Source organism: Arcobacter denitrificans (SeqCode) (genome assembly GCF_048571185.1).
Classification (GTDB): Bacteria; Campylobacterota; Campylobacteria; order Campylobacterales; family Arcobacteraceae; genus Arcobacter; species Arcobacter denitrificans.
This window is the reverse complement of record NZ_CP182350.1, coordinates 740,384-753,872: the sequence shown is the minus strand read 5'-3', so window position 1 is coordinate 753,872 and position 13,489 is coordinate 740,384. Positions and strand designations below refer to the sequence as shown.

The 13,489-nt window shown below is 28.9% G+C and carries 13 protein-coding genes; all 13 read left to right on the top strand.

Going from position 1 to position 13,489, the window contains the following annotated elements:
- Positions 1–24: 24 nt before the first annotated feature.
- Genes ACNI28_RS03740 through ACNI28_RS03680 form a run of 13 tightly spaced genes read left to right on the top strand, consistent with a single transcriptional unit; the run spans position 25 to position 13,478 of the window.
- The gene (locus ACNI28_RS03740) at positions 25–1,122 is read left to right on the top strand and encodes a DegT/DnrJ/EryC1/StrS family aminotransferase (RefSeq protein WP_419765659.1); all 1,098 of its coding nucleotides are present in this window, start codon (positions 25–27) and stop codon (positions 1,120–1,122) included.
- A 28-nt stretch (positions 1,123–1,150) separates the two neighbouring features.
- Positions 1,151–2,134 (top strand): SDR family NAD(P)-dependent oxidoreductase, encoded by a 984-nt coding sequence (locus ACNI28_RS03735; RefSeq protein ID WP_419765658.1) that lies wholly within the window; start codon positions 1,151–1,153, stop codon positions 2,132–2,134.
- Positions 2,135–2,139: 5 nt separating this feature from the next.
- Positions 2,140–3,324, top strand: a complete 1,185-nt coding sequence (locus tag ACNI28_RS03730) for a DegT/DnrJ/EryC1/StrS family aminotransferase (protein ID WP_419765656.1) — start codon at positions 2,140–2,142, stop codon at positions 3,322–3,324.
- Position 3,325: 1 nt separating this feature from the next.
- Positions 3,326–5,326, top strand: a complete 2,001-nt coding sequence (gene asnB, locus ACNI28_RS03725) for an asparagine synthase (glutamine-hydrolyzing) (RefSeq protein WP_419765654.1) — start codon at positions 3,326–3,328, stop codon at positions 5,324–5,326.
- On the top strand, positions 5,319–6,107 hold the full coding sequence (locus tag ACNI28_RS03720; RefSeq protein WP_419765652.1) for a methionyl-tRNA formyltransferase: 789 nt from the start codon (positions 5,319–5,321) through the stop codon (positions 6,105–6,107). Before asnB ends, ACNI28_RS03720 begins: the two co-directional genes overlap by 8 nt.
- The gene (locus ACNI28_RS03715; protein ID WP_419765650.1) at positions 6,104–7,261 is read left to right on the top strand and encodes an N-acetyl sugar amidotransferase; all 1,158 of its coding nucleotides are present in this window, start codon (positions 6,104–6,106) and stop codon (positions 7,259–7,261) included. Before ACNI28_RS03720 ends, ACNI28_RS03715 begins: the two co-directional genes overlap by 4 nt.
- Complete coding sequence (hisH, locus tag ACNI28_RS03710; protein WP_419765648.1) at positions 7,258–7,875, top strand: imidazole glycerol phosphate synthase subunit HisH; 618 nt, start codon at positions 7,258–7,260, stop codon at positions 7,873–7,875. Before ACNI28_RS03715 ends, hisH begins: the two co-directional genes overlap by 4 nt.
- A 3-nt stretch (positions 7,876–7,878) precedes the next feature.
- The gene (locus tag ACNI28_RS03705) at positions 7,879–8,643 is read left to right on the top strand and encodes an AglZ/HisF2 family acetamidino modification protein (protein WP_419765646.1); all 765 of its coding nucleotides are present in this window, start codon (positions 7,879–7,881) and stop codon (positions 8,641–8,643) included.
- A complete protein-coding gene (locus tag ACNI28_RS03700; RefSeq protein WP_419765644.1) occupies positions 8,636–9,331 on the top strand; it encodes a hypothetical protein in 696 nt (231 codons plus the stop codon). Before ACNI28_RS03705 ends, ACNI28_RS03700 begins: the two co-directional genes overlap by 8 nt.
- A 13-nt stretch (positions 9,332–9,344) precedes the next feature.
- The gene (locus ACNI28_RS03695) at positions 9,345–10,358 is read left to right on the top strand and encodes an ATP-grasp domain-containing protein (protein WP_419765642.1); all 1,014 of its coding nucleotides are present in this window, start codon (positions 9,345–9,347) and stop codon (positions 10,356–10,358) included.
- A gap of 1 nt (position 10,359) precedes the next feature.
- Positions 10,360–11,349, top strand: coding sequence for an enolase C-terminal domain-like protein (locus tag ACNI28_RS03690; protein WP_419765640.1), 990 nt, complete (start codon positions 10,360–10,362; stop codon positions 11,347–11,349).
- Between the two features lie 14 nt (positions 11,350–11,363).
- Complete coding sequence (locus ACNI28_RS03685) at positions 11,364–12,761, top strand: flavodoxin family protein (protein WP_419765638.1); 1,398 nt, start codon at positions 11,364–11,366, stop codon at positions 12,759–12,761.
- Between the two features lie 3 nt (positions 12,762–12,764).
- Positions 12,765–13,478, top strand: a complete 714-nt coding sequence (locus ACNI28_RS03680) for an adenylyl-sulfate kinase (RefSeq protein ID WP_419765637.1) — start codon at positions 12,765–12,767, stop codon at positions 13,476–13,478.
- The last annotated feature ends 11 nt before the right edge of the window (positions 13,479–13,489 follow it).

Below are 13,489 nucleotides of genomic sequence, written 5' to 3'. Positions count from 1 at the left end.
AATACAATGTAAACGAGATATTATATGATAAGTTGTAAGATAGATTTTGCAAATTTACAATACCAACATGAGCTTTATAAAGATGAAATAGAAAATGCTATTTTAAATGTTGCAAGAAATTGTAATTTTATAATGGGTAGCGAAATAGAAGAATTAGAAGAAAATCTACAAAACTTTACTAAAGTAAAGTATGCAATTACATGTTCAAGTGGAACAGATGCCTTACTTCTTGCTATGTTGGCATTAGATATAAAACCAGGTGATGAAATAATAACTACACCATTTACTTTTATAGCAACGGCAGAAACAATTGCTTTTTTAGGAGCAATTCCCGTATTTGTAGATATAGATGAAAAAACATATAATATTAATCCAAGTTTAATTGAAGAAAAAATCACATCAAAAACAAAAGCTATTATTCCAGTATCTCTTTATGGACAACCATCAGATATGGATAAGATTCAAGAAATAGCAAATAAGTATAATTTAAGAGTAATAACTGATGGGGCACAAAGCTTTGGTTCTACTTTTAATAATATAACAGATTCTGCTTTAGGTGATATTTCAATAACTTCATTTTTCCCTGCAAAACCACTAGGCTGTTATGGAGATGGAGGAGCTTGTTTTACAAATGATGAAAAATTACTAAATAAAATAAAATCTTTAAGATTACATGGTCAATCTAAAAGATATCATCATCAATATATAGGTATGGGTGGAAGATTAGATACAATTCAAGCTGCTGTTTTAAATGTAAAACTTAAATATTATGAAAAAGATTTAACTTTAAGACAAGAAGTTGCGAAAAAATATTCAAAAGCTTTAAAAGATAAATCTAGTTTGGTTTTACCTTATATTGATGAAAAAGCTACATCTGCTTGGGCACAATATAGTATAAGAGTTCAAAATCGTGATGAATTACAAGTTAAGTTAAAAGAAAATGGTATACCAACAGCAGTACATTATCCTATGCCATTGCATTTGCAAGAGTGTTTTAAGTACTTAGCTTATAAAAAAGGTGATTTTCTTATCTCTGAGATAGTATCTAAAGAGATTTTGAGTTTACCTATGAACCCTTATCTGAGTGATGTGGAAATTGATTATATTGTTGAGAATTTATAAAATAAAAATATAGAAAAAGGAAAGATATATGGCAAATAAATTAGATAATGCAAAAGTTTTAGTTATAGGAGCTGCAGGATTTATCGGTGGTTTTGTAGTAAGTGAATTATTAAAAGAGCCTGTAAAAGAAGTGATTATTTATGATAATTTCACTCGTGGTAAAATGGAAAACCTAGAAGAGAGTTTAAAAGACCCAAGATGTACTATTTTCCCATATGGTGGGGATGTAAGGGAATTAGATATTTTAGATAAAGCTATGGAAGGTGTTGATTATGTCTTCCATTTAGCAGCTATGTGGTTACTTCATTGTAAAGATTTCCCTAGAACTGCATTTGATGTAAATATTGCTGGTACTTTTAATGTACTTGAAGCTTGTGTAAAGCATAAAGTAAAAAAGCTTATCTATAGTTCTTCCGCTTCAGTGTATGGAGATGCAGTACAAGTGCCTATGACAGAAGATCATCCTTTTAACAATAAAAACTTTTATGGTGCTACAAAAATAGCAGGTGAAGCTATGTGTACAGCATACAATGATAGATATGGTTTAGAAATAGTAGGTCTTAGATATATGAATGTATATGGTCCAGGACAAGATCAACATGCAGTTTATAGTGGAGTTGTTCCAATAGTATTAAACAAAATAGATAGAAATGAAGCCCCAACTGTAAATGGAGATGGTTCTCAAGCATATGACTTCATATATGTAGAAGATATTGCAAGATGTAATATTGCAGCTGCAAAATCAGATGTAAAATTAGGCTACTATAATGTAGGTACAGAGATACAAACTACTATAAAACAACTTTGTGATACTATGTTAAAACTTAAAAACTCTGATTTAAAAATAAACTATGTACCATATAGTGATGATGATGCAAGACAATTAGTTCAAAATAGAATTGGTTCAAGAGAAAAAGCAGAAAAAGAACTTGATTTTAAGTACAAGTATTCACTTGAAGATGGACTTAATGCATTAATTAAGTGGAGAGAAGAAAAAGGTATTAAAGGTTAAGAAATATGAATATTCCTATTACAAAAACAGTTTTCGGCGACGAAGAAAAAGAAGCGATGGTAAAACCCCTTGAAACAGGTTGGATTGTACAAGGTCCCTATGTTTCAGAATTTCAAGAAATGTTTAGTGAATTTACAAGTGCAAAATATTCTCATGCAACTTCTAGTTGTACAACGGCTTTACATTTAGGTTTAGAATCCATGGAAATCAAAAAAGGTGATAAGGTTATTGTTCCTTCATTTACCTATGTTGCAAGTGCAAATGCTGTTGAATATACAGGTGCTGAAGTTGTTTTTTGTGATATAAACCTAAAAACATTCAATATTGATGAAACAAAACTTGAAGATTTAATAAAAAATGATTTATCAATAAAAGCAATAATGCCAGTGCATCTTTTTGGATTATGTGCGAATATGCCTGATATCATGAAACTTGCAAATAAATACAATTTAAAAGTTATTGAAGACAGTGCTTGTGGTTTCGATTCATGGATAGATGGGAAACATAGTGGGACTTTTGGAGATGTAGGGTGTTTTTCATTTCATCCTCGAAAATCTATCTGTACAGGTGAAGGGGGAATGCTTATAACAAATGACGATAACTTAGCAATAAAAGTATCTCAACTAAAAGATCATGGTGCAAGTAAATCAGATCTTCAAAGACATAGGGAAAAAGGGGGTTCTTTATTACCTGACTTTACAATGAGAGGGTATAACTATCGTATGACAGACATTCAAGGTGCTTTAGGCGTCTGCCAAATGAATAAAAAGGAATACATTATGGATGGGCGAAGAAAAGTAGCTTCTAATTATGATGATGCTTTAAGTATGTTACCTCAATTAATTACACCATTTGTTCCAAGTCAATATATTCATGCTTATCAATCATATGTTTGTATTTTCACAGATGGTGAAGATATCTCTAACTTGACAAAAGAACAAATTGATAAACTAAATATAAAAAGAAATATTTTTATGGAAAAACTTGAAGAAAAAAATATTGCAACGAGGCAAGGTACTCATGCCGTACATACACTAGGTTATTATAAAGATAAAAATAATTTTAAAGATGAAGACTTTTTAAATGCTTATGCTGCAGATAGACTATCTATAACATTACCAGTTTATCCAGATATGAAAAAAGAAGAGTTTGATTATGTTATTTCAAATATAAAAGAGGCATTAATATAGTATGTGTGGAATTGTAGGGGCAATATCATTAAATAGGCCATCAATTGGTGTGGATTTTGTTAAGCCAATGGCTGACAAAATTGCTCATAGAGGCCCAGATGATGCAGGCTATTTGTGCTTTCACACAGGTGCAAGACATAACAATAAAGTCTCCTTTTATCAAAATCTGACAGATAATCAATTTAAAAATGTTGATGATATGCTTCCAATTATAGAATCTAATTCTGCACAAAGAGAATTACATTCACATGATTATGATTTATACATGGGACATAGAAGATTATCTATCTTAGATGTTTCCTATGCGGGACACCAACCTATGTCCGATTTATCTAAAAATATATGGATAGCCTATAATGGAGAAATTTATAACTTTAAAGAGTTAAAAAGAGAACTGGAAGGGTTAGGACATAGATTTAAAAGTAATACTGACACCGAAGTTATAATTTATTCATATATTCAATGGGGAATTGAATGTATAAATAAATTTAACGGAATGTTTGCTTTTTCGCTGTATGATAATTTTAAAAAGAAATTTTATTTATGTAGAGATAGATATGGTATAAAGCCAGTCTATTATCATATATCAAAAAATAAAACATTAATTTATGGAAGTGAAATAAAATCGATTCTAGAATACAAAGATTATAATAGTGAAGTCGATAAGGAAGCATTATTGGAGTATTTTACTTTTCAAAATATATTTACTAATAAAACACTTCATAAAGATATTCAGATACTTGAGGCCGGTCACTACTTTGAGATTGACTTGTATTCAAAACAAATAAATAAAATAGAATATTGGGATTTCGATTTTAGTGAACCTGAAACTGTTAAAGATGAAAGAGAATATATTGAAGAACTTGATAGGCTTTTTACACAAGCTGTTAAGCGCCAATTAGTTTCTGATGTACCTTTGGGAAGTTATTTAAGTGGAGGAATGGACAGTGGGTCTATTACCGCGATAGCTTCAAATCATTTTCAACAATCTAATGATTATTTAAAAACATTTACTGTAGGTTTTGATCTTTCAAGTGCAAGTGGTATGGAGCTTACATTTGATGAGAGAGCAAAAGCAGAATATATGTCCTATAAATTTAAAACTGAACAATACGAAATGGTTTTAAAATCAGGTGATATGGAACGTTGTATGTACGATTTCTCATATCATTTGGAAGAACCTCGAGTAGGACAAAGCTATCCAAATTATTATGCTGCAAAATTAGCTAGTAAATTTGTTAAGGTTGTGCTAAGTGGTGCAGGTGGGGATGAGCTTTTTGCTGGCTACCCGTGGCGCTACTACAAAGCAGTAAATAATGTGAGTTTTGATGATTATATTGATAAGTATTATCTATTTTGGAAAAGACTTATTGATAATAAAGATATTAAAGAGGTATTTTCGCCAATTTCCCAATATACTCAAAATGTTTGGACAAAGGACATTTTTGCAAATGTTTTTAAAACTCCTATTCAAAATCAATCTCCAGAAGATTACATCAATCATTCATTATATTTTGAAGCAAAAACATTTTTACACGGGCTTTTAGTTGTTGATGATAAGTTATCAATGGCTCATTCTCTAGAAACAAGAGTTCCTTTTTTAGATAATGAATTGGTTGACTTTTCACAAAAAATACCTGTAAAGTTTAAACTAAATAACTTGAAAAAAATAGCAGGAATGAATGAGAATGAAATTAGTAAAATGAAAAAAACGAATGATGGAAAAATTATTTTTCGTAAATCAATGAGTAAATATATTCCAGAAGATATTCATACAGCAGTAAAACAGGGCTTTAGCAGTCCTGATAATAGTTGGTTCAAAGGTGAGAGTATTGATTTTGTGAAATCTAAGCTATTGAATAACAATGCAAATATATATAAGTATATGGATAAGTTCTCAACACAAAAATTAATTAGGGAACATTTAGAAGGTAAAGAGAATAGACGACTTTTTATATGGAGTTTGTTAAATTTTGAGGAATGGTGTAATATTCATGAGTGACGTAAGTTTTGCATTTTTAGGGGCTACTAAATACAGTAAAAAACTGTTATTAAACCTTATTAAAAATAACTTTATTCCAAAAGTAATATTTGCAATTCCCGAAGAGTTTACTATTTCATATAGTACAGAAAAAGTAAAAAATGTAAACTTTTCAAATCTAAAAAAAATTGCACAAAGGCATAATATTAGATACTATGAAATTGACTCTGTTGAGGGGGAAAGACTCAATGACTACAATGCTTTAGTTAAAGATCTAAATCTGGATTTAATCTTAGTGCTGGGTTGGTACTACATGATTCCACGTTCGACTAGAATGTTAACAAAGTATGGTGCTTGGGGTATTCATGCTTCTTTACTTCCAAAATATGCAGGAGGTGCTCCTTTAAATTGGGCAATAATAAATGGTGAAGAAAAAACTGGAGTGACACTTTTTAGAATGGAAGATGGTGTTGATGATGGCGATATCATTGCACAAGAAAGTTTTCCAATAAGATATACTGATAATATAGGGGATGTTTATAAAAGGGCTACTAAAGTATCAAAGAAACTATTGGTAGATGTACTCAAAAATATTGAAAATATAAATTTTATTCCTCAAGACAAAAGTAAAATAGAAGTCTATCCTCAACGAAAAAAAGAAGATGGAGAAATAGATTTAAAGAAAAACTCTAATGATCTCTATAATTTTATACGGGCTCAATCTAGCCCTTATCCTGGTGCATATCTAAAAACAATAGATGGTAAAAAATTAATAATTGAAAAAGTAAGGCTTGAGAATTGAATGGTAATATAAAGGTATGTTCAAAATGTATTTATGATGAAAGAGTTGCTTCCATTAACTTTGATGAATATGGCGTATGTAATTATTGTCATCAGTTAGAAAAACTAAAAGAAGAGTATGGAACAGGTCAAAACAGGGGTGATTTAAAATTTAATAAAATAGTAGAACAGATTAAAAAAGCAGGTCGCGGGAAGAAATATGATTGTATTATCGGCGTAAGTGGAGGAACTGATTCTTCCTACATGTTATTTCTTGCTAAACAATGGGGCTTGAGACCTCTTGCCGTACATTATGATAATACCTGGAATACTGCTATTGCAACAGAAAATATTAGAAAAGTGTTAACATCCTTAGATATAGATCTGTATACACACGTAGTTGATAATAAAGAGTCAGATGATATTTTTAGGGCATTCTTTTATGCGGATGTTGCTGAAATTGAAGCATCTACTGATTTAGCCTTAGCGGAAGTTATGTATAGAGCGGCATGGAAACACAAAGTAAAATATGTGTTAGAAGGGCACTCGTTTATAACAGAAGGAATAACACCAGTAGGAAGAAATTATTTTGATGGAAAGTATATAAAGTCAATTCATAAAATGTTTGGCATATTACCTATAAAATCATATCCTTTAATGACATTTTATAGGTTTTTATTTTGGAGTATGTTTGCACAAATTAAAAAAGTAAGACCATTTTGGTATATAGATTATAATAAAGAAGATGCAAGAGAATTTCTTGAAAAAGAGTATGAATGGAGATACTATGGTGGACATCATTTAGAAAATAGAATGACAGCTTTTTATCATAGTATTTATTTACCTCAAAAGTTTAACACGGATATGAGAAATAATACTTTATCTGCATTAGTTAGGAATGGTAAACTAAGTAGAGAAGATGCTTGGAAGGAATATGTCAAACCTCCACTTATTGAAAAAGATTTAGAAAATTACTTTCAAAAGAGACTTGATATTACAAAAGAAGAATATAAAAGGATTATGAATAAAGAGCCAAAGTCATGGTATGAGTATCCTACTTATAAAAAAAGATTTGAGTTTTTAAGGCCTATATTTAAAGTATTAGCAAAAGCAAATTTAGTTCCCATGAGTTTTTATCTCAAATATTGTTTTCCTATCAAAAAGGAAATAAAATGATTACAATTGTTGATTATGGAATGGGAAATTTAGGGTCAATTCAAAATATGTTTAAGTATATAGGCATTAATTCTAAAATAGAAAAAGATGTAGATAAAATAAAAAATGCGTCAAAAATTTTGTTACCAGGTGTAGGTTCTTATGATACTGCAATGAAAAAAATAAATCAAAATGGTTTAAGTGATGTATTAAATGAGAAAGCACTGAAAGATCAAGTTCCTGTATTGGGAATTTGTTTAGGCATGCAACTTCTAACTGATGGTAGTGAAGAAGGAAAATTAAATGGACTAGGATGGATTTCTGGAAAAACAAAAAGTTTTAAAAATAACATTGGTTCAGAATACAATGTTCCCCATATGGGTTGGAATTTAGTTAAACAATCAAATAGAAGTCAGTTAACAGAAGATTTTGATACTTTCGATGAAACTAGATTTTACTTTGTACATTCATATTTTGTAAAAGTTGAAAATGACAAAAATTCTATATTAAAAACATCATATGGATTAGATTTTGATAGTGCAATACAAAAAAATAATATTTTTGGAGCTCAATTTCATCCTGAAAAAAGCCATAAATTTGGAATGAAAGTTTTTGAAAATTTTGCAAGGATATAAATAATGTTGAAAACAAGAATAATTCCATGTTTACTTCTTAAAGATGAGAGTTTAGTAAAAACTGTAAAGTTCAGAAAATATAACTATATTGGTGATCCTGTAAATACTGTTAGAATTTTTAATGAATTAGAAGTTGATGAGTTAATGTTTTTAGATATTTTTGCGTCTAAAGAGAACAGAGAGATAAATTTTTCTATCCTTGAAGATATAGCAAATGAGTGTTTTATGCCCCTTTCTTATGGAGGAAATATAAAGACACTTGAGGATGCTAAAAGAATATTTGAAATTGGTTTTGAAAAGATAGTAATCAACTCTAATGCCTATCATAACTTGCAATTGATTGAAAAAATATCTGAATACTTTGGTGCTCAAAGTATTGTAGGGTCAATTGATGTGAAAAAGGACTTTTGGGGAAGGAATAGTCTTTATTCTCATCATGGTAAAAGAAAACAAAAGTTTAAACCAGATGAGTGGGCAAAAAATCTTGAAAATTCGGGCGTAGGCGAAATACTAATTACTTCAATCGATAATGAAGGTAGTTGGAACGGATACGATATAGAACTGGTAAATAGCATAGTAAGTAATGTACAAGTACCAGTTATCGCAAACGGTGGTTGTGGGAAATTAAATCATATTAGTGAAATTGTTCAAAAAACAAATGTTTCAGCATGTTCAATAGGAAGTATGGTTATGTATCAAAAAAAAGACATGGGTGTATTAGTAAACTTTCCTGATAGAAAAAAATTGGAAGAGGTTTTATATGTGTGATTTTACATTTGGTTTTTACAAAAAGATATTTCAAGATGTTCTAAAGAATAACTACAAGGTTATAACATTAAAAGAGTTTTTTGAAAATGAATATGATAATAATGAGAAAATCTTTATTAATAGAATAGATGTAGATGTTGAAATAGGTAGATTGAAAACTATTTATAAAATATTTAAGGAGTTGGAGATAAAAGCAAGTATTTATCTTAGATTACATTCTCCAGAATATAATTTACTCTCAATTGGAAATATAAAAATTATTCAGGATTTAATTTCAATTGGATGTGAAATAGGGGTCCATACCGAACTTGAAGATGTCAATGGTTATTGTGGAATAGACAATCTAAAACTATTAAAAGAAGAGATAAAGTTATTTGAAGTGTTATTTCAAATAAAGATATATGGAACTGCATCACATGGTGATAGGACACCTTTTAATAATCTGGACTTTTGGAAAAACAATAGTCCTAAAGATTTTGGTTTAATTTATGAAGCGTATGACAAAAAGCTATGGGATAATTGTCTATATGTTAGTGACAGCGAATGGACACAGTGGAAATCATATAGAAATGGAAAATTATTAGAAGATGATAGACGAACTCCTATTGAACATATGATAGACAACCCGAAAATTATGCACTTATTAACTCATCCTGAGAGTTGGTATAACAATTATATTTATGAATAGAGGAAAAGTTATAATGAAACGAATTTTTTTTACAGTTGCAAACAACTCGAGTACAGTCTCTTTATTTAGTCATTTAAATAAGAACAATTATGAAATTTACGCAGGTGATTTAAACCCAGATTCAATAGGAAAATTTTATTGTAAAAAATTTATAATTTTACCTAGGCAGGATAGTGAGGAGTATATACCTGCATTATTAGAAATTGTTAAAAAGGAAAAGATTGATATAATAATTCCATCTGGAGAATTAGAATGTTATAAAATTGCACAAGAAAAAAGTAAATTCACAGAATTAAACTGTATACCTGTTGTAACAAACCTAAAAACACTAGAAACCTCATTAGATAAGGCAGATTCTTATAATTATTTAACGGAACATGCTAATATCCCATTTATGAAATATCATCTGATAGAAAATATTAATGATTTAGAAGAGGGCTTAATAAAACTTAAAAATTACGAACTCTCTATTAAACCATCTCAGGGATCTGGAAGTAGAGGATTTGCTTTTTTAACTGATGAAAAAGTTGACGCTGAACATTTTTTTAATAGTAAAAATACATTTCCAACTCTGTCAGTAAGTGATTTAAAAAATATGTTAACCAATAGTAGTTATATTCCAAAGTTAATATTAATGGAGAAACTTGAAGGGACACATTATGATAGTAATATGATATGTTCTAAAGGGAAGGTTTTATTTCAGAGTGTTAGAACTAGAGAAGAAGCAATTAATGGAACAATTACGAAAGCAACAGTTGTAAGAAATGAGGAAATTTTTGAAATAAATAGAAAAATTGCCGAAACACTAAATGTAGAAGGATATATATGTACTCAATACATTGGAGATAAACTTATAGAAATTAATCCAAGATGGTCAACCTCAATTAACTATGATGACTTTAATGAATACTTAATGGTGCTTGATTATATTCAAGGTAAAGAGCTCAAGGTTACAATGGCTGATTATGACCGATATATAGATACTAAATTTATAAGATATTTTAATACTTTTGAGTATAAAAACTAAAATGAAAATTATAGATATTCATTTTAATGTTAAAAGAATTCCTTTAATTGAAAGCTATAACTTATCGTATAAAACTTTAAATTATTATGATTCTATTGTTGTTGAAATTGTTATTGGAAACGACAAGTTATTAGGAGAAGTGACACCATTAGTTGGATATACTGATGAAACAATTGAAGATGTTTTAAAGGAATTGAGTGCAGTAAGAGAAAAGATTATTAACGAGGAGTTATCCTTTGCGCTATCTGTTCTTAAAAAACGAGTCAACCAAAACAATTCATTTGCACTTTCCTCTTTGATTCCTCAAATTGAGAGACAAATTGATATTGATTTGGTCTTTAATAAATTAGAATTGGGAAATAGTGAATTAGTGTATTCTTTAAAAATTGAAAATGAATTCGATAATCTTCAAGAAATAATCAATTCTATTGTAGATAAAGGATATAATACTGTTAAAATAAAAGTTGGTAAAGATATCCTACGGGAAATTAAATTTGTAAAAAAGCTTAAAACAATTAATTTAAAAAATTTGCATATACGTTTTGATGCAAATGGCGGTTTTTCTTATGAACAATCGTGTGATTTTTTAAGAGCTTTAGAGTGCATAAGTACAAATACTGATTATTTAGAACAACCAGTATGTAGAAGTGGTTGGGAAGATTTAGAAAAACTTGTAAAAGAGAAATTTAAAGTTCCAATAATGATTGACGAGTCTATATATACTCTTTCTGATATTAGAAAATCATATGATATAGGTGCAAAGTTTGTTAAAATAAAATTATGTAAATATGGCTCGTTACAACATTTACAAGAAGCACTAGATTATGCAATTTCTTTGGATTTAAAGGTTGTTTTTGGTAATGGTGTTGCTACTGATATTTCAAATTATTATGAAATAGAATTTTATCAAAGAAATAAGGATAAAATTTTTGGAGCAATAGAGAGCGTAGGCTTTATGAAAATAAAAAACAAATTATTTTTTAAAATATAAAATTAGGAGAAAAAATGTCTAAACAAACATTAATACTTGGAGTAGTAGGTTCTATTAGGTCTAATCATAAAAATATGGATAAACTAAAAGATATGATAGAAAAGTCTAAATCTTCAGAAGAGTTAAATCAATTTATAAAAGAATCCAATTTAATCTATTCAAATACAGATATAGGAATTGCTCATGCTTTAGTTGGAGCAGTAACAAATAATTCGAAAATAGAATTAGTTTGTATTACAAACCTTTTTGCACATCAAAATTTAAATTTATATGGAGAGGTATTAAATTATGATTCTATAGAAGATTTAGAAGATATTGATACTTTGTCAATTAATGATAATGAATATAAAATACTTTTAGAAAAGGTTAAAAATGCAGATGGTGTTATCCTTGGAACTCCAGTATATTTTGGAGATAGGTCCTCTGTAGCAAACAAATTTTTACAATTAACTCAAAAATTTGAACTTCTTAAAGATAAAGCATTTGGAGTTATCTCTTGTGGTGCAAAAAGAAATGGTGGTCAGGAAACGACAAATATTTATTCTTTATATGAAGCATTGATGCAAGATTCAGTTGTAATTGGAAATGGACCAGCATCTTGTCAATATGGCGGTACCATTTGGGCAGGTGATGTTGGAAAAGCTGTTGATGATGATTTTGGTAATTTAACAAGTTATGGTACAGGTAGACAAGTAGCTCATCTTGCTTCAATTTTGAAAGCAGGAGAAGAAAAGAATGAAAAAGTAAAAATAACTGTTTTGGTTACAATGGATACTGAAGAAAATAAGTATTTAAATATAGTAAAAGAGTATTTTGATAAATATTCTAATAAAGATGTTGAATTAGAAATATTTACTTTAATTAAGGAAAATATTTATAGATGTATTGCTTGTGAAGTTTGCCCTTCTCCTAAATTTGTTGAAAAGTATAAAGATGAAGAATATCCTTATCATTGTATTATTCAAACGAAACAAGATTCAATGAAGTTTATCCAAGAAAAACTGGTAAATCGTGATGGAATTGTTTTAGTTGGTGTTAATTCAAAAGAAGATTTAACCTATAGGTATCAGTCATTTATGGAAAGAACAAGATTTATACGACATGATGATTTTGAGTTAACAAATACTCCAATTATAGGATTACTCATAAATGAACTAGGCGCAACAAACAATCCTATTTTTAACGTTAAGGTCTTAACATCATTTATAAGACATAATACATTCTTTTTAAAACCATTTGAAATTGTTATGAACAATGAAGAAGTGATTTTCGAAAATTCATTTGTTGATGTTATCGCAAAACTAAAAAAAATAAAATCGGGACGAAATGCTATTACAGCATTAGATGTTAGTTATAAAGCAACAGGTTATAAAAACAAACAATTGGATAATACAGTTAAAAGCAGACGGTAATGTATGAATAAAGAAACGAAATTAAGATCATTAATAAAAGGTATCAGTTGGAGAGTTTTAGCTACAACTGTTACTATTATAATTGTTTATGTATTTTTTGGACGTCTTGATCTTGCAATTATGGCGGGTTTCGTAGAAACAATTGCAAAAATTGTTTTATATTTTTTTCATGAGAGAATGTGGCACAGAGTAGGATTTGGCAAAAGAAAAGTAAAACCTTTTAGCATATGGTTTACAGGTTTACCATTATCTGGTAAAACGCTCATTGCTAATAAGGTTTATATAAAGTTGAAAAATGAAGATTTTTTGGTAGAAAAGATTGATAGATCTGATATTGTAGATTTATTGCCCAATGCAACTAGCTCTAGAGAAGATAGAAATAAACATCTCGAAAGAGTTGGACATTTAATTAAGATTTTACAATCGAATTTAATCTCTACAATATCTGTATTTTCGTCTCCATATAAAGAATCTAGACTTAATGTTAAGAATATGGTCATGAATCACGTAGAAATTTATGTGAAAACGAATAGGCAGCTTAATGAACTAATTCTGGATAAAGAAGTGAAAGATAGTACTAGAATTACTGAAATTTATAAAATATATGAAGAGCCAAAAAGTCCAAATATTATCTTAAACCCTGATGTAGAAAGTTTAGAGGTTATGTCAGATAAAATTGTGAACTATATTAAATTAAATTTTGTTAAAAATTATTAATTGGAGATTAA

What these genes read in the sequence shown, in the direction of transcription:
- ACNI28_RS03740 (WP_419765659.1), top strand. Translation starts at nt 25, where the DNA reads ATGATAAGTTGTAAGATAGATTTTGCAAATTTACAATACCAACATGAG.
- ACNI28_RS03735 (WP_419765658.1), top strand. Translation starts at nt 1,151, where the DNA reads ATGGCAAATAAATTAGATAATGCAAAAGTTTTAGTTATAGGAGCTGCA.
- ACNI28_RS03730 (WP_419765656.1), top strand. Translation starts at nt 2,140, where the DNA reads ATGAATATTCCTATTACAAAAACAGTTTTCGGCGACGAAGAAAAAGAA.
- asnB (WP_419765654.1), top strand. Translation starts at nt 3,326, where the DNA reads ATGTGTGGAATTGTAGGGGCAATATCATTAAATAGGCCATCAATTGGT.
- ACNI28_RS03720 (WP_419765652.1), top strand. Translation starts at nt 5,319, where the DNA reads ATGAGTGACGTAAGTTTTGCATTTTTAGGGGCTACTAAATACAGTAAA.
- hisH (WP_419765648.1), top strand. Translation starts at nt 7,258, where the DNA reads ATGATTACAATTGTTGATTATGGAATGGGAAATTTAGGGTCAATTCAA.
- ACNI28_RS03705 (WP_419765646.1), top strand. Translation starts at nt 7,879, where the DNA reads ATGTTGAAAACAAGAATAATTCCATGTTTACTTCTTAAAGATGAGAGT.
- ACNI28_RS03700 (WP_419765644.1), top strand. Translation starts at nt 8,636, where the DNA reads ATGTGTGATTTTACATTTGGTTTTTACAAAAAGATATTTCAAGATGTT.
- ACNI28_RS03695 (WP_419765642.1), top strand. Translation starts at nt 9,345, where the DNA reads ATGAAACGAATTTTTTTTACAGTTGCAAACAACTCGAGTACAGTCTCT.
- ACNI28_RS03690 (WP_419765640.1), top strand. Translation starts at nt 10,360, where the DNA reads ATGAAAATTATAGATATTCATTTTAATGTTAAAAGAATTCCTTTAATT.
- ACNI28_RS03685 (WP_419765638.1), top strand. Translation starts at nt 11,364, where the DNA reads ATGTCTAAACAAACATTAATACTTGGAGTAGTAGGTTCTATTAGGTCT.
- ACNI28_RS03680 (WP_419765637.1), top strand. Translation starts at nt 12,765, where the DNA reads ATGAATAAAGAAACGAAATTAAGATCATTAATAAAAGGTATCAGTTGG.